The 15,605-nt window shown below is 53.9% G+C and carries 15 protein-coding genes; 10 read left to right on the top strand and 5 right to left on the bottom strand.

Annotation, left to right across the window (positions count from 1 at the left end; all coding sequences use genetic code 11):
- Positions 1–21: 21 nt before the first annotated feature.
- A complete protein-coding gene (serA, locus tag CPA45_RS08435) occupies positions 22–1,266 on the bottom strand; it encodes a phosphoglycerate dehydrogenase (RefSeq protein ID WP_096651117.1) in 1,245 nt (414 codons plus the stop codon).
- A 282-nt stretch (positions 1,267–1,548) separates the two neighbouring features.
- On the opposite strand from serA, the gene CPA45_RS08440 reads away from it, so the two are divergent.
- The 5 genes from CPA45_RS08440 to CPA45_RS08460 all read left to right on the top strand — a co-directional run bounded on the left by CPA45_RS08440 (position 1,549) and on the right by CPA45_RS08460 (position 6,171).
- On the top strand, positions 1,549–1,839 hold the full coding sequence (locus tag CPA45_RS08440) for an exodeoxyribonuclease VII small subunit (RefSeq protein ID WP_096651118.1): 291 nt from the start codon (positions 1,549–1,551) through the stop codon (positions 1,837–1,839).
- Complete coding sequence (ispA, locus tag CPA45_RS08445) at positions 1,833–2,726, top strand: (2E,6E)-farnesyl diphosphate synthase (protein WP_096651119.1); 894 nt, start codon at positions 1,833–1,835, stop codon at positions 2,724–2,726. The genes CPA45_RS08440 and ispA overlap by 7 nt, the downstream gene beginning before the upstream one ends.
- A 31-nt stretch (positions 2,727–2,757) precedes the next feature.
- On the top strand, positions 2,758–4,680 hold the full coding sequence (gene dxs / locus CPA45_RS08450; protein ID WP_096651120.1) for a 1-deoxy-D-xylulose-5-phosphate synthase: 1,923 nt from the start codon (positions 2,758–2,760) through the stop codon (positions 4,678–4,680).
- Positions 4,681–4,710: 30 nt separating this feature from the next.
- Positions 4,711–5,472 (top strand): co-chaperone DjlA, encoded by a 762-nt coding sequence (gene djlA / locus CPA45_RS08455; protein WP_096651121.1) that lies wholly within the window; start codon positions 4,711–4,713, stop codon positions 5,470–5,472.
- A 69-nt stretch (positions 5,473–5,541) separates the two neighbouring features.
- Positions 5,542–6,171, top strand: a complete 630-nt coding sequence (locus tag CPA45_RS08460; RefSeq protein WP_096651122.1) for a glutathione S-transferase family protein — start codon at positions 5,542–5,544, stop codon at positions 6,169–6,171.
- Here the strand turns inward: CPA45_RS08460 and trhA are convergent.
- From trhA to ribA, 4 genes are all read right to left on the bottom strand, one after another.
- Positions 6,164–6,880, bottom strand: coding sequence for a PAQR family membrane homeostasis protein TrhA (gene trhA, locus CPA45_RS08465; RefSeq protein WP_244287560.1), 717 nt, complete (start codon positions 6,878–6,880; stop codon positions 6,164–6,166). The two genes, CPA45_RS08460 and trhA, sit on opposite strands and share 8 nt — an antisense overlap.
- A 95-nt stretch (positions 6,881–6,975) precedes the next feature.
- The gene (locus tag CPA45_RS08470; RefSeq protein WP_096651123.1) at positions 6,976–7,308 is read right to left on the bottom strand and encodes a zinc ribbon domain-containing protein; all 333 of its coding nucleotides are present in this window, start codon (positions 7,306–7,308) and stop codon (positions 6,976–6,978) included.
- An 81-nt stretch (positions 7,309–7,389) separates the two neighbouring features.
- The gene (gene fmdA / locus CPA45_RS08475; protein WP_096651124.1) at positions 7,390–8,622 is read right to left on the bottom strand and encodes a formamidase; all 1,233 of its coding nucleotides are present in this window, start codon (positions 8,620–8,622) and stop codon (positions 7,390–7,392) included.
- 452 nt (positions 8,623–9,074) lie between these two features.
- Positions 9,075–9,710, bottom strand: coding sequence for a GTP cyclohydrolase II (gene ribA / locus CPA45_RS08480; protein WP_078089436.1), 636 nt, complete (start codon positions 9,708–9,710; stop codon positions 9,075–9,077).
- Between the two features lie 229 nt (positions 9,711–9,939).
- Between ribA and hemE the strand changes: the two genes are divergently transcribed.
- The 5 genes from hemE (at position 9,940) to CPA45_RS08505 (ending at position 15,586) form a co-directional block, all read left to right on the top strand.
- Positions 9,940–11,055: a uroporphyrinogen decarboxylase gene (gene hemE / locus CPA45_RS08485; RefSeq protein ID WP_096651125.1), complete on the top strand. Its 1,116-nt coding sequence runs from the start codon at positions 9,940–9,942 to the stop codon at positions 11,053–11,055.
- Positions 11,052–11,912 carry a polyamine aminopropyltransferase gene (gene speE / locus CPA45_RS08490; protein ID WP_096651126.1) on the top strand — a complete coding sequence of 287 codons (861 nt, stop codon included), beginning with the start codon at positions 11,052–11,054 and terminating at the stop codon, positions 11,910–11,912. The genes hemE and speE overlap by 4 nt, the downstream gene beginning before the upstream one ends.
- A 94-nt stretch (positions 11,913–12,006) precedes the next feature.
- Positions 12,007–13,017 (top strand): amino acid ABC transporter substrate-binding protein, encoded by a 1,011-nt coding sequence (locus tag CPA45_RS08495; protein WP_096651127.1) that lies wholly within the window; start codon positions 12,007–12,009, stop codon positions 13,015–13,017.
- 238 nt (positions 13,018–13,255) lie between these two features.
- Positions 13,256–14,281, top strand: a complete 1,026-nt coding sequence (locus CPA45_RS08500) for an amino acid ABC transporter substrate-binding protein (protein ID WP_096651128.1) — start codon at positions 13,256–13,258, stop codon at positions 14,279–14,281.
- Between the two features lie 114 nt (positions 14,282–14,395).
- Positions 14,396–15,586, top strand: coding sequence for an amino acid ABC transporter permease (locus tag CPA45_RS08505; protein WP_096651129.1), 1,191 nt, complete (start codon positions 14,396–14,398; stop codon positions 15,584–15,586).
- Positions 15,587–15,605: the final 19 nt, after the last annotated feature.

Consider the following 15,605-nt stretch of genomic DNA (forward strand, 5'->3'; position numbering starts at 1 on the left):
CTCGTCTATCACAAGCACTACCTAGCTATTATGCGCCGAGTAAAGCGCACGGATTTTCAGCGTATGCTCGACTTGCCTTAATGCTTCCAACGCCTGGGGGCCGTAAGCCTTGTCCACGTCAATGACGACATAGCCCACTTTATCGTTGGTTTGCAGGTACTGCCCCGAGATGTTGATACCGTTTTCAGATAGCACACGGTTGATCTGGGAAAGCACGCCAGGTACGTTGTCGTGAATGTGCAGCAGGCGGTGCTTGTCCGGGTGGGCAGGCAGCGCCACTTCGGGGAAGTTGACCGACGTTACCGTGGTGCCGTTATCGGAATAAGTAATCAGCTTTTCGGCGACTTCAATACCGATATTCTCCTGGGCTTCCAGAGTAGAACCACCGATATGCGGAGTCAGGATCACGTTTTCCAAGCCACGCAGCGGGCTTTGGAACTCTTCGTCGTTACCTTTCGGCTCCACCGGGAATACATCAATGGCGGCACCGTTAAGCTTGCCTGCCTTAATAGCATCCGCCAACGGCTCAATTTCCACTACACTACCCCGGGCTGCGTTAATCAAGATGGCGCCATCTTTCATGGCAGCGATCTCTTTAGCGCCCATCATCCAGCGGGTTGAGGGCAGATCCGGCACATGCAGGCTGACCACATCCGAGCGCTCAAGCAACTGCTCAAGGCTTGGCACCTGGTTTGCGTTACCCATACCTAGCTTGGTGATGACATCGTAATAGATGACGTTGAACCCCAACGACTCGGCCAATACAGAGAGCTGAGCACCGATGCTACCGTAACCAACGATGCCCAGGGTTTTGCCCCGCGCTTCGTGGGAGTTTTTCGCAGACTTTAACCAGCCACCCTGGTGGGCACGAGCATTTTTCTCAGGGATACCGCGCAGCAGCATAATCGCTTCTGCCAGCACCAACTCAGCGACCGAGCGGGTGTTAGAGTAAGGCGCATTAAACACGGCGATACCGCGCTTCAGTGCGGCTTCCAAGTTGACTTGGTTGGTACCGATACAGAAACAGCCAACGCCCACCAGCTTCTCTGCCGCGTCAAACACTCGCTCGGTCAACTGCGTGCGGGAACGAATGCCGATGAAGTGAACGTCACTGATCTTCTCGATCAGCGCTTCTTCATCTAACGAGGTCGGCAGAAGCTCGATGTTCTCGTAGCCTGCGTTGTGAAAATTGTCCACCGCGCTTTGGTGGACGCCCTCGAGTAGCAGGATCTTGATCTTGCTCTTGTCCAGGGACGTTTTGGCCATGGCTGAATCAACCTCTATGGTCGGCGGCAAGCGCCGTGTATCGGTTCACGGAAGGCCAATATAGTAGCACAGCACCTGCTGCTCTCGACGCCCTGAGATGATGAAAAGTGTACGCTTTCAAGATGAACGCTGCGCAAGTCGAGTAATACGCTACCGGATGAGAGCAGACGCCACCCCCTTGCCTCGGTGTATACTGTGCGTTTGTTTTTAGTAGCACGACTGCAGCTCCACTCGTCGCCCTCCACTACATCGGGGCACCCGAAAAACAGTAGGCATTTCCCAATGAGCGAACATATACCTCCAGAGCAAGATTTTGCCGCAACGGTCTCGCAGTTAGAGACCCTAGTGGAACGCCTTGAGTCCGGCGATCTCTCATTGGAAGATGCGCTGACCGCCTTTGAGCAAGGCGTACGGCTAACCCGCGATGCCCAGCAGCGACTAGATGCCGCAGAACTTAAAGTACGCGCCTTAAGCGAAGACCGCGACGGCCGACTGAAGGTAGCCCCTTTTGCTACCACCCCAGATAATGCCCAGGAAAATGGGGACGACAGCGAGGAAACGCCGCCATGGTAACCGCTAATGCGTCACGGCTAACCACACTGCACCAAATGAGTAACGCTAGGGTAGATGCTACGCTAGCAGCTCTATTCGACACGCGACCAGCCGTCGAGCCCCGTCTGGAAGCAGCAATGCGCCACGGCCTATTAGTCGGTGGCAAGCGTCTGCGGCCACTGCTTGTCTATTTAGCTGGGCAAGCACTGGGGGCTAACGATGAAATTCTGGACGCACCGGCGGCGGCTATTGAGCTGATTCACGCCTATTCACTAATCCATGACGACTTACCCGCCATGGATGACGATGACTTGCGGCGCGGCCAGCCTACGGTACACAAAGCCTTCGATGAGGCCACTGCCATTCTGGCAGGTGATGCACTACAAGCGCTGGCCTTTGAAGTACTGGCCCGCCATCCACATCCCCGGCTTGGCAGCATGGTAACCACCCTGGCCGTCGCTGCTGGCCGGGACGGCATGGTTGCGGGCCAAGCATTGGATCTTGCCGCCGTTGGCGGTCATCCCGATGTCGACGCGCTGGCACATATGCACAGCCATAAAACCGGTGCACTAATTGTGGCCGCAGTCCGCCTTGGTGGGCTGTCCGCTGTTGATGAGCATGACCCCCGTTTAGCTGCGCTCATTCGCTACGCCCGCGCCATTGGACTAGCCTTCCAGATTCACGATGATGTACTCGACGTGACGGGGGATACCGCTACCCTGGGTAAAACATCCGGCGCCGACGCCGCTCGCGCCAAGCCCACTTACCCAAGCCTGCTCGGGCTTGCAGGCGCGCAACGCAAAGCCAATACGCTTATTGATGAAGCCATTGCCGCACTTGCCCCGCTTGGTGAACAAGCTGCACCGCTGGCCGATCTTGCTCACTATATGATCGAGCGCGACCACTAAACGATGTCCATGAAAACGTACCCATGAAAACATGCCTATGAAGCTGTTCGACGAGATACCCCGCGAGCGCCCAGCGACGCCGCTGCTCGACTCCTTTGATCACCCCGCCGCCCTGCGCGCAATGAATATTCAACAGCTTGCCCAGCTGGCAGACGAACTACGCGCTTACTTACTGTATAGCGTGGGAGTTTCCGGTGGCCACTTCGGTGCAGGTCTGGGTGTGGTTGAGCTTAGCGTGGCACTGCACCACGCTTTCCATACCCCTAAAGACCGGCTGGTATGGGATGTAGGCCACCAAGCCTACCCGCATAAGATTCTCACTGGACGTCGTGAAGCAATGCTCAGCATTCGCCAGCACGGCGGCTTGGCGGCCTTCCCACGCCGAGCAGAATCCGAGTACGACACCTTTGGTGTAGGCCACTCCAGCACCTCGATTTCCGCCGCGCTCGGCATGGCACTGGCAGCCAAAGCGCAAAACGACCCTCGTCGGGTATGCGCAATTATTGGTGACGGTGCGCTCACTGCTGGCATGGCGTTTGAGGCGCTGGCCCATGCCGGCCATGTTAACGCCAACATGCTCGTCGTACTAAACGACAACGAAATGTCGATCTCCGAAAACGTCGGCGGCATCGCTACCTATCTGGCACGCGTACTCTCCAGCAAGCCCTACCTCAAAATTCGCGAAGAGAGCAAAAAGGTACTTTCCCACCTGCCCGGAGCCCTTGAGCTTGCCAGACGTACCGAAGAGCACATGAAGGGCATGGTGAGCCCCGCCACGCTATTTGAAGAGATGGGCTTTAACTACGTTGGCCCCATCGATGGTCATGATTTGGAAGCACTGACCAGCACGCTGAACAATCTGCGCGATGCAGATGGCCCACAATTTCTGCATATCAAAACAGTCAAGGGTAAGGGCTTCCTGCCCGCTGAGGCGGACCAAATTGGCTACCATGCCATTACCAAGCTGGAAAAACCCAGCGCGACCAACGATGCACCGCTGGTAAAAAAACCGGCTGAGCCAAAAGCGCCGAAGAAAAAGTACTGCAACGTCTTTGGTGACTGGCTGTGCGATATGGCCGCCGCTGATTCGCGACTACTGGGCATTACCCCGGCCATGCGCGAAGGTTCGGATCTAATTCGCTTCTCACAGACCTACCCTGAGCGCTACTTTGATGTAGCCATTGCCGAGCAGCATGCAGTCACCTTGGCTGCTGGCATGGCCTGCGAGGGTATGAAACCTGTGGTAGCGATCTACTCCACCTTTTTACAGCGCGGCTACGACCAGTTAATTCACGATGTAGCCGTACAGGATCTGGATGTTACCTTTGCCATTGACCGGGCTGGGCTAGTAGGAGAAGACGGCCCGACTCACCACGGCAGTATGGATCTTTCCTTTTTACGCTGTGTTCCCGGCATGGTGATTTTAGCCCCCGCCGATGAGGCCGAGTGCCGTGCCATGCTGAGCGCCGCGTACCACTACCCCGGCCCTGCAGCCGTGCGCTACCCTCGTGGTAACGGGCCTGGCGTGGAAATTCCCGCGCACCTTGAGCCCCTAGCCATTGGTCAAGCCGAGGTACGCCGCCACGCTGCACACGACGGCGTGCGCATCGCCCTGCTGGCGTTTGGCAGTGTTAATAGCGCCGCCGCCGAGGTCGCCGCAAAGCTCAACGCCACCCATATCAATATGCGCTCGATTAAACCGCTGGATCGCGATGCCGTTCTGTTCGCCGCCGACGAGCATGAACTCCTCGTGACCTTGGAGGAGAATGTGATTGCCGGTGGAGCGGGTAGCGCAGTGAACGAGCTATTGAACGCTGAAGGTGTCCAGGTTGAAGTGCTCAATCTCGGCCTACCTGATAGCTATGTGGAGCATGGCACCCCGGCTGAGCTGTTGCGCGATTGCGGCCTGGATGCTGAAGGCATTGAACACGCCATTCGCACCCGACTACCGTGACCTGATTACTCTTCAATAATTGAGAACGTCATGCTATTTCTAATTATCTTGTTCGCCCTGATTGGCCTAGCTGTTGGTGGCTCTTGGGGCCTGCTGATAGGGGCGGGCCTGGGCTGGTGGCTTGGGCGTGGTATTCGTCGCCGCTTGAATATCGCCCGAATGCGCATCCAAGAAGGCTTTCTAGAGTCGATTTTTTCGGTGATGGGCTGCCTGTGCCAAGCCGACGGCAAAGTGACCAAAGGCGAGCTGGACATTGCCGAAAAGCTGTTTGACCAGATGCATCTCCAGGGTGAGCAGCGTACCAAAGCACGGGCTGCCTTTGAGCGTGGTCGCGCCGATGACTTCAATCTCGATGCCGAATTGGCCAGTGTTAACCGCCTGACCCAACGCCAACCAATTTTGCGTCAGGTCTTTTTGCAGGTTCAGCTAACGGCCATCGCCGCTGACGGTGTGCTTCACCCCGCTGAACACGAAATGATTGTGCGTGTTGCCCGCGGCGTTGGTTGTAGTGAAGCAGAAGTTCAGCAGATTGAAGCTATGCTGCACGGTGCAGCCGCAAATTCTCAGGGTTCAAGCGAAGAAGCGCTAAAAGATGCCTATCGCGTCTTAGGGGTGAACGAAGATGCCAGCGACGCCGAGATCAAAAAAGCCTACCGCCGCTTGATGAGCCAAAACCACCCAGACAAACTGGCTGGCAAAGGGCTACCGGAAAGTATGCGAGAGGTGGCCCAAGCGCGCACTAGCGAGATTGGTAATGCTTATGAGCGTATCCGTAACGCCCGTGGCCAGTAGATCATGACAGCCTCCAGAACACTCGCTACAGTGGAACTTTCAGCGCACTAATACTTACAAGGAATTGGTATGATCACGCTATACAGTTTTCCTAACTCCCGCTCAGTACGAGTAGCCTGGACGCTTGAAGAACTTGGCTTGGCGTATAACTGCCAGCATGTGGCGCTGGATAAGGGCGAAGGCCAGTCCGCCGAACACCTGACGCGCCATCCAGATGGAAAAGTGCCAGTATTGGAAGATGGCGAGCTAACGCTGTTTGAGTCAGCACCTATCTGCCGTTATCTTGCCGAACAGTACGGCGATGGGAACTTGCTGCCATCTAATGCCACAGAAAGGGCTCAAGTAGACCAGTGGGTAAGTTTTATCGTCACCGAGATTGAACAACCATTGTGGCTTCAGGCTAAGCATAAATTTGCGCTCCCCCAGGATAAGCGCGTGGCAGCGGTGCTGCCCACCGCTGCCTGGGAGTTTCAGCGCGCCTTGCAAGCTCTTGAGCGGCGCCACGATAGCAAGCAAAACCTGGTAGGCGACTCCTTCACTCTAGCAGATCTATTCCTTGCCCATACCTTAACGTGGGCCGCCAGCATGAAGCACCGCCTGCCCGAATCACTTACGAGCTACCGCGAGCATCATATGCAGCGTTCCGCGGTCGCCCGTGCCATGGAAAAAGAGCAAACGGCGGCACAGGGCACTATGTAACCACCGCGTAGGGTAGAACGGCGCTGTAGACAGCAAAGTAGTGGCAGACACTCCCTGCAACCACGAATAGATGCCAAATAGCATGGTTGTAGGGAATCGCACGCACAGCGTAGAAGATAACCCCTAGCGTGTAGGTTATTCCTCCCGCAGCCAGTAGAACGATACCAGCCGTTGATAAACTGGCCGCCACCTCTCCTGACGCCAGCACGATCATCCAGCCCATAAGCAAATAAATCGCCACGCGTAAGACCGCAAAGCGCTTAGGCCATAGCAACTTGCAGGCAATCCCAACTAGTGCCAGCAGCCACACGGCTGCAAATAAGACCCACCCCGTTGGGCCGCGCATGTTGACTAGCAAAAAGGGTGTGTAAGTCCCTGCGATAAGTAGATAAATCGCACAGTGATCAAGCAGTTGAAAGCGCTGTTTCCAACGCTGATGAGGGATTCCGTGGTAAAGCGTTGAAGCGGTGTAAAGCAGGACTAGTGTGGTGCCATACAGGCTAAAGCTAACTATTTTCCATGGGTCGACACGGGCGGTGAAGCTCGCCGCCACCAGCAGCACGACCATTCCTACCAAGCTGAGCACAGCCCCAATACCGTGGGTGATGCTGTGCAGATACTCTTCCACAGTGCTGAACTCACCCTGCTCTTCGGGCAGCGCTTCACACTGCCCTTTCACTTCACTCCGCCCTTTCACTACGCCTTTCATTTTGGGCACTGCTAAAACCTCCTCACTCAATATCCCCTTACGCTCAATATCTCCCTTATGCTCAATATTCACACCGCTGGCATGGTCGATGTCAATCAGTGGCTAATCATCCATGGGCGTGCCGAAGGAAACATTTTATTACCTTCCGCCGTATAAAATACCTGGGGTTTATGACGTTCTCGATGACAACAGCCGTTCTCATGCTCACTATGCTGGTTCCCATGCCTAGGCTCGTGGGCAGCTTTCTCATTTCGTGCCAAGGCAGCTCGCTTTGTCGGATCCATCATTAATAATTGTGGAGCGACCAGTAGTACTCGTGGTGACAGCGTTCCACATGTTGGGCAAGCACAGGCCTCACCTGACTCAAGCACGGGAACCAGTTCGTGGAATAAGCCATGAGCAGCACATTTATAGTCGTAAAGAGGCATCCTACTTTCTCCTTATTTAGCATCTATTTTAAACCGGCAGTGATGTTGAAATATCACTGCCGATCTCGACGCAATTACGGCTCAAGGCTTGTCCTTGGAGAGCGGTAGGTCAGTTCCCTGAGCGACCTGGGCGCCGGGTCCATTGGCATTTGGCTTCACGTCAATCTCAAAAATATCCGTTGGTAGCCAAAGCGTTGCGCAAGCATTGGGAATATCTACAACACCGCTAATGTGGCCCTGTACGGGCGCGCACCCTAGCAGCGAGTAAGCCTGAGCGCCGGTATAACCAAATTTTTTGAGATACTCGATAGCATTGAGAACCGCCTGACGGTAAGCCACATGCACGTCCAAGTAGTGCTGCTTGCCTTTTTCGTCTACGGATACTCCTTCAAAAATTAGATAATCATCGTATTTAGGCGTAATAGGGCTTGGTTTAAAAATAGGATTTTTGATGGCGTACTTATCCATGCCGCCTTTGATCAGGTTAACCCGCAAGTGGATCCAACCGGCCATCTCAATGGCGCCACAAAACGTTATCTCCCCATCACCTTGGCTAAAGTGCAAATCGCCTACCGATAACCCCCCATCCTTAACGTAAACGGGGAAATAAATCGTCGATCCTCGTGATAAGTCTTTGATGTCACAGTTTCCCCCATGTTCTCGGGGCGGCACTGTCCGGGCACCTTCAGCCGCTGCTTTCTGCTTGGCTGTACCCGTTAATTTCCCCATATGGGCTGTATCAGCATAGGGCAATGCGGCTAATTGGGGGATACGATCAGGCTCGGTATCATAGAGTTCTTTTTCTCGCCGATTCCATTCATCCAGCATCTCTTTAGAGGGTAGGCAGCCAATCAAACCGGGATGGATCAGACCAGCAAACTCCACACCAGGAATATGCCGGGATTTGGTGAACATGCCATTAAAGTCCCAAATCGACTTTTGTGCTTCTGGGAAGTGCTCGGTGAGAAAACCACCGCCATTCTGCTTGGAAAAGAAACCGTTAAATCCCCACTGACTCTCTTTAAAGGTACCAATATCAAGAATATCGACAACCAGCAAATCGCCAGGCTCTGCTCCCTCAACCCCTACGGGGCCAGATAAAAAATGCACCTGTGTTAAGTCAACGTCGCGTACATCGTCCGCGTTATCATTATTATGGATCTGCCCGCCTGTCCAATCATGACACTCAATAATAAAGTCGTCGCCGGGCTTCACCATACTGGCCATGGGGATATCAGGATGCCAGCGATTATGGATCTGTTCATTCTCATAGGGGGACTGGTTAAGGTCGATTTTGATGATCGTTTCAGCCATGACACCTACCTCTCAAACGTAACGTCGAGTCATCGTTTTTATGGGAAGCGGCCTCTCATCTCCCACTAGCCTCCCACATCCCACTATGTAGCGTAGTTACTCGGTCAGTTATAAGCTAATTCGCCTTGGTAACTATCTCCTAACAGGGTTTGCGAGAGAAGGTTTGTGAGGGAAGGTTTGTGAGAAAAGGCTTATTAGAAAAGGTTTGGGGAGAAAGTTTTTGGGAAAAGACTCGTGGAGTAAGGTTCGCGAGGTATCAAAACGAAAGCTTTAAAACAGGGGGATGCCAAGCCGATGACTGTTCACCATCGGGGCTTGGAAGATATTGGCCAGATCCTGGACCGAAGCCCAAGAACGGCTACAAAGCATTTAGTACAAGCCTTGCGAAAGCTCGGTGTTACAAACCGTCGTACACAGCAACACTAGCATTTCGATATGTAGAGCAAAGCACTCTAGCTCTTGCGCTCAATATCCACATCGCTGGCATGTTTAAAATCCTCCAAAGCCATCATGTGGCCAAGCTTGCCAGCTTTCGTCGAGAGGTAGTGTTCGTTGTGCGGGTTCAAACCAGTGGTGATCGGCAGACGCTCGGCCACATTCACCCCGTCGCGGGTTAAGGCATCGACCTTGCGCGGGTTATTCGTCATCAGCTTGAGGGCGGTGATCCCCAGGTGGTTGAGCATTGGCACGCAGAGATCGTAACGGCGCATGTCAGCGCCAAAGCCAAGCTGTTCGTTGGCCTCGACCGTATCCGCACCTTGATCTTGCAAGTGATAAGCACGAATCTTGTTTAATAGGCCAATCCCGCGCCCCTCTTGGCGCAAGTAGAACAGTACGCCGCGCCCTTCTTCAGCGATGCGTTTGAGTGCTTCTTGCAACTGATAACCACAGTCACAGCGCATAGAGAACAACGCATCACCGGTTAAACACTCAGAGTGCACGCGCCCTAAAACCGGCTCCCCGCCACTCACGTCACCGAGCGTTAGCGCAATATGGTCTTTACCCGTGGCCTCGTCTTCGAAACCATGCATAGTGAATGTGGCCCAGGGAGTGGGCAGCTGAGAAGCAGCAATGAAGCGGATGGTCACAGGTTACCTCGCTGATTAACCAAACCAGTTAACCACACCAGTGTTGGCAAAGTGATCATATAGTTTACCAGGAAGCGGCTGCCGCCTCACGGTATCGTGTCGGTATGGAATGCGGATAAAATTTGATCGAACACGACGATTTTAGCCAAGGATGACGCCGCGATGCGTTCTATCTTCAAGTACAATGGCTACCTTACAATGTGGGCAAATTTCTCAAGAGCAAGTGTCTATGACCACCACACCTTTGCAAAACGATCGTTTTCTTCGCGCGCTGGCACGCCAGCCAGTTGACCGCACTCCGGTGTGGATGATGCGTCAAGCCGGTCGCTACCTGCCGGAATACCGCGCCAGCCGGGCAGATGCCGGTAGCTTCATGGACCTGTGCCGCAACCATGACTTGGCCTGCGAAGTCACCCTACAGCCCTTAGAACGCTACCCGCTTGACGCCGCTATTCTGTTCTCGGATATCTTGACGATCCCTGACGCGATGGGGTTAGGACTCTATTTTGAAACCGGCGAAGGCCCGAAATTCAAAAAAACTGTGCGTACGCCGCAAGAAGTGGCCGCGCTGAGCGTACCCGATGCAGAACGCGATCTTGATTACGTCATGCGGGCAGTATCAACTATCCGCCGCGAGCTTAATGGCCGCGTACCGCTGATTGGTTTTTCAGGCAGCCCCTGGACGCTGGCTACCTACATGGTGGAAGGCGGATCCAGTAAGGATTTCCGCCACCTGAAAACCATGCTTTACGATACGCCAGACACCATGCACCAGTTGCTGGACATCCTGGCCCACGCGGTGACCGACTACCTTAACGCCCAAATTCGTGCGGGCGCGCAGGCGGTACAGATTTTTGATACCTGGGGTGGCGCGCTTTCGACACCGGCCTACCTTGAGTTCTCGCTACGCTATATGGAGCAGATTGTCTCTGGGCTAATCCGCGAGCATGACGGGCGCCGCGTACCGGTGATTCTGTTTACCAAAAACGGTGGTCAGTGGCTTGAGCATATCGCCTGCGCCGGTGCTGACGCATTAGGTATCGACTGGTCCACCGAGCTTTCCGATGCCCGCGCGCGGGTCGGCCATAAAGTGGCTCTGCAAGGCAACCTTGATCCCAACGTGCTGTTTGCACGGCCTTCTGCGATTCGTGCAGAAGTAGCGCGGGTGCTGGAAAGCTACGGCCATGGCCCTGGCCATGTGTTTAATCTTGGCCACGGCATCAGCCAATTCACTAACCCCGATAATGTCACCGCCTTTATGGAGGCGCTGCACGATTTAAGCCCTCAGTATCATCAGGGCATCACGACCCAAACGAGCGGCCAATGCTCAGGAGCAAAGCAATGAGCGAATTACGCGACGACCAGTGGTTTACCGAGGTCTTTGATAGTCACGGCAGTGCTTTCTCGCTGAAAGTCTCTGAAAAACTGCTGGATGTACAAAGCCCTTATCAACACCTGGAAGTGTATGCCACCGAAACCTACGGCAACCTAATGGTGCTGGATGGCTGCGTGATGCTGACCGATCGCGACAATTTTCTCTATCATGAGATGATTGCCCACCCAGTCCTGTTCACCCATCAAGACCCCAAACGGGTGGTGATTATTGGTGGCGGCGACTGTGGTACGCTCAAAGAGGTACTGCGCCATCCAGGCGTTGAAAAGGTCACTCAAATCGATATCGATGAAGAGGTTACCAAGGCCGCTGAGCGCTTCTTCCCCGCTCTAGTGGAAGCCAACGGCGACCCACGTGCGGAACTACTGTTTGCCGACGGCGTAAAATGGGTAGACGATGCGCCGGATGAGAGTATCGATGTGCTGATTATCGACTCCACTGACCCAGTTGGCCCCGCTGAAGGGTTATTTAAAACCGATTTCTTGAAGCGCTGCCACCGCATTCTAAAAAATGGCGGTGTGATGGTTCAACAGAGCGAATCGCCGCTCTACCACAGCGGTTCGATTATTCGCGAATTGCGCAACGATATGTGTGAAGCAGGCTTTGATAGCGTTGCCACCCTACCTTTCCCGCAGCCGGTCTACCCTTCTGGCTGGTGGAGTGTGACCCTGGCAGGCAAAAACACCAATGTGGAAAGCTTTCGCGAACAGGCTGCCGCCAACCACGAAATGCCGCTACAGTACTACACAGCAGATGCCCACCGTGGTGCACTAGCGCTGCCGCCTTTTATTCGTAAAGCCTTCGCGTAAGTTAAGCGCGAAGTTGCCATCAGCGAAGGCCGGGCACTGCTCGGCCTTTTTTGTGCTTTTAGGTTAGTTTCGCTACTCACGTTAAGGAATAAAAATGAAAAACGTTCGTTGGTTGGGATTAGGGCTAAGCATATTGGTACCTACAGTGGCCATGGCCAGCACATTGGAAACCGTGCAAAACCGCGATAGCGTTCGCTGTGGGGTTAACGCTGCTCAACCCGGTTTCTCATCGCTGGATGATGATGACCAGTACAGGGGGCTTGATACTGACGTGTGCAGGGCGATAGCTGCGGCTGCTCTGGGGGATGCGACAAAAGTAGATTTCGTACCCCTGGATTCCGTGGAGCGCTTTACCGCACTGCAGTCTGGCGAAGTCGATGTACTATCCCGTACCACTACCTGGACATCGAGCCGCGATACCACGCTTGGGATGCACTTTACCGGTGTCAGCTATTACGATGGCCAAGCTTTCATGGTGGCTAGCGACCTTGGCGTACAGAGCGCCAAAGAGCTGGATGGCGCAGCGGTTTGCACCCAATCAGGCACCACCAGCGAGCTTAACCTTTCCGATTACTTCCGTGTCAATGGCATGACCTATGACCCGGTGGTGTTTGATGCTCCTGAACAGTCGATTGCCGGCTTCGAAGCGGGCCGTTGTGACGTACTAAGCTCGGATGCTTCCCAGCTGTATGCCCAACGCATGCAACTTTCCGACCCAGATATGGCAGTAGTGCTACCGGAAATCATCTCGAAAGAACCGCTTGGCCCCGCTGTACGCCAAGGCGATGATCAGTGGTTTAACATCGTGAAGTGGTCACTCTTTGCCATGCTCAACGCTGAAGAGCTGGGCGTTAGCCAGGAGAATGTGGACGAACAGCGCGAATCAGAAGATCCCGATGTGATGCGCCTGCTGGGGAAAGACGGTAATTTTGGCGAAGCCATGGGCATTGAGGCCGACTGGGCGTACCAAATCGTCAAACAAGTAGGCAACTATGCCGATATGTATGATCGCAATGTGGGCGCTGGATCAGAGTTTAACATTGCACGTGGTTTAAACGGCCTTTGGAATGACGGCGGCATTCAGTACGCACCACCGATTCGCTAGCCTTTTTTATAAGGCCTATCAAATAGTTACGTCTATGCATTAGCGGCAGCGCACCAAAATAGTGCTTGTGATAGCCGCTAATGCACTTTCTTGCACCACAACTTTGGTAGGCACTCGCCTCTTTTGCGTTGAAAAGCGCTGAATCTTACTGCATATCCTTTCTGGCATCTTCCTTGCTAGCTTTTAGTGTCATGCACCTGCATGCATAACGACATTAAATCGAGGAAGGGGAACTACCATGCTTAACAAGAAACACTTGGTACTGCTTGCATCAGCTGGTGTTATTACCGTTGCTGGTGTCGCGACTGCTCACGCCAGCACGCTGGATGACACGCGTTCCCGCGGTGCTGTGCAGTGTGGTGTAAGTGATGGCTTGCCAGGCTTTTCCGCTCCTGACGATAGTGGTGAATGGCAAGGTCTCGACGTAGATGTATGTCGTGCCGTAGCGGCCGCAGTACTTGGCGATGCGGATGCGGTTAACTATATCTCGTTGAATGCTGTTGAGCGTTTCACCGCCCTTCAGTCTGGTGAAGTCGATATCCTTTCACGTAACACCACTTGGACCACCACCCGCGACACCACCCTGGGCTTAAATTTCACCGGCGTTAACTTTTACGACGGCCAAGGCTTCATGGTTTCCACAGATTTAGGTATTTCCAGTGCGTCTGAGTTAGACGGCGCCGCGATCTGTATCCAATCAGGCACAACGACGGAGCTAAACCTAGCTGACTACTTCCGTGCTAACGGCATGGAGTTTGACCCCATTGTTTTCGATACCTCTGAACAGACCGTGGGCGGCTTCCAAGCTGGCCGTTGTGACGTTCTCACTTCAGACACCTCTCAGTTGGCCGCACTACGTATTCAGTTAGACGACCCGTCTGCCGCGATGATTCTGCCTGACGTTATCTCTAAAGAGCCGCTGGGTCCTGTTGTTCGCCAAGGAGATGATCAGTGGTTCAATATTGTTAAGTGGTCGCTGTTCGCAATGCTTAACGGTGAAGAGTACGGTGTGACCAGCGAAAATGCTGAAGAAATGCGCGACTCTGATAACCCTGATGTTGCTCGCCTGCTTGGCCAAGACGGCAACTATGGCGAAGGCATGGGCCTAGAGGCTGATTGGGCTTACAACATCCTTAGCCAAGTAGGTAACTATGGCGAAAGCTTTGAGCGCAACGTAGGTATGGATTCCCCCCTGGAAATCGAACGTGGCGTTAACGCCCTTTGGAACCAAGGTGGCTTCCAGTACGCACCGCCGATTCGCTAAGCGTCTCGCTTGACCCTGGCCCGCCGCTCTTTTCCGTTGCCTATTCAAGGGCATAGGTTTCAAGAGTATAGGCGGGCCATCTGATTGACCTGCCGTATCGCGGAGACGCTACCCATGTCCGTAAGCCCCAACACTCGCCCAGTTGGCCAAAAGCCGCCTTTCTGGCGGGATCGTGCAAAACGTGCACTTATTTTCCAATTGCTTCTAGTGGCTGCTGTTGCTGCCTTTTTGCTCTACATCGTCGGCAACACTCAAGACAACTTATCCGCACGCGGAATTACCACCGGGTTTGGTTTCCTAGGCAACACCGCAGGCTTTGGAATAGTACAGAGTTTGATCGACTACTCTTCTCAAAGCACCTATGGCCGCACTTTTTTGGTTGGCCTATTGAATACGCTATTGGTGGGTGGCCTAGGGGTCGTTGCCGCCACTTTTATTGGGTTTATCGTCGGCATTGCCCGCCTATCGCCCAACTGGCTACTGGCTCGCCTTGCTACTGCCTATATCGAAACCTTTCGTAATATTCCGCTGCTGCTACAAATTTTCTTTTGGTACTACGCAGTGCTACGCACTCTACCCAGTGCCCGTGACAGCTTAGCCTTTGGCGAAGTTATTTTCTTAAACGTGCGTGGGCTCTACCTACCTGAACCTCTATTCGAATCGGGCTTTGGCTTAATCCCTGCAACGTTTATCGTTGCCATCATCGCCAGCATTGCGTTGGTTATATGGAACAGGCGCCGCCATGAAGCCACCGGTAAACGCCTGCCGGCCTACTGGATTTCATTTGCGCTCATTTTTGGTTTACCGCTGCTGGTGATGTTTGCCACTGGCGTGCCAATCACCTGGGATGTACCGGAGCTACGTGGTTTTAACTTCCGCGGTGGTATAACGGTGATTCCTGAGTTTCTTGCTCTATGGCTAGCGCTATCGATTTATACCGCGTCGTTTATCGCTGAAATTGTACGCTCAGGTATCCAAGCCATTTCCCACGGACAAACCGAGGCCGCCCAGGCCCTCAGCCTACCGCGTAATTTAGTACTACGCTTGGTGGTCATACCACAGGCGCTGCGTGTCATTATTCCCCCGCTTACCAGTCAATACCTGAACTTAATCAAGAACTCATCGCTAGCCACCGCCATTGGTTATCCCGACCTTGTCTCGGTGTTTGCTGGCACCACGCTGAATCAGACCGGCCAAGCCATCGAAGTTATCGCAATGACCATGGCGGTTTATCTGACCATCAGCCTGCTGGTGTCCATGTTTATGAACTGGTTCAACGCCCGTGTGGCGCTGGTTGAACGCTAGGCCGATGGCGAGGAAACAC

This window comes from Vreelandella nigrificans (assembly GCF_002374315.1).
Classification (GTDB): Bacteria; Pseudomonadota; Gammaproteobacteria; order Pseudomonadales; family Halomonadaceae; genus Vreelandella; species Vreelandella nigrificans.

Coding starts and splice junctions, on each gene's coding strand:
- fmdA (WP_096651124.1), bottom strand. CDS start 8,622: ATGGCTGAAACGATCATCAAAATCGACCTTAACCAGTCCCCCTATGAG.
- trhA (WP_244287560.1), bottom strand. CDS start 6,880: ATGAAAGGCGTAGTGAAAGGGCGGAGTGAAGTGAAAGGGCAGTGTGAA.
- CPA45_RS08470 (WP_096651123.1), bottom strand. CDS start 7,308: ATGCCTCTTTACGACTATAAATGTGCTGCTCATGGCTTATTCCACGAA.
- CPA45_RS08495 (WP_096651127.1), top strand. CDS start 12,007: ATGAAAAACGTTCGTTGGTTGGGATTAGGGCTAAGCATATTGGTACCT.
- serA (WP_096651117.1), bottom strand. CDS start 1,266: ATGGCCAAAACGTCCCTGGACAAGAGCAAGATCAAGATCCTGCTACTC.
- ispA (WP_096651119.1), top strand. CDS start 1,833: ATGGTAACCGCTAATGCGTCACGGCTAACCACACTGCACCAAATGAGT.
- speE (WP_096651126.1), top strand. CDS start 11,052: ATGAGCGAATTACGCGACGACCAGTGGTTTACCGAGGTCTTTGATAGT.
- CPA45_RS08460 (WP_096651122.1), top strand. CDS start 5,542: ATGATCACGCTATACAGTTTTCCTAACTCCCGCTCAGTACGAGTAGCC.
- CPA45_RS08500 (WP_096651128.1), top strand. CDS start 13,256: ATGCTTAACAAGAAACACTTGGTACTGCTTGCATCAGCTGGTGTTATT.
- djlA (WP_096651121.1), top strand. CDS start 4,711: ATGCTATTTCTAATTATCTTGTTCGCCCTGATTGGCCTAGCTGTTGGT.
- hemE (WP_096651125.1), top strand. CDS start 9,940: ATGACCACCACACCTTTGCAAAACGATCGTTTTCTTCGCGCGCTGGCA.
- CPA45_RS08505 (WP_096651129.1), top strand. CDS start 14,396: ATGTCCGTAAGCCCCAACACTCGCCCAGTTGGCCAAAAGCCGCCTTTC.
- CPA45_RS08440 (WP_096651118.1), top strand. CDS start 1,549: ATGAGCGAACATATACCTCCAGAGCAAGATTTTGCCGCAACGGTCTCG.
- dxs (WP_096651120.1), top strand. CDS start 2,758: ATGCCTATGAAGCTGTTCGACGAGATACCCCGCGAGCGCCCAGCGACG.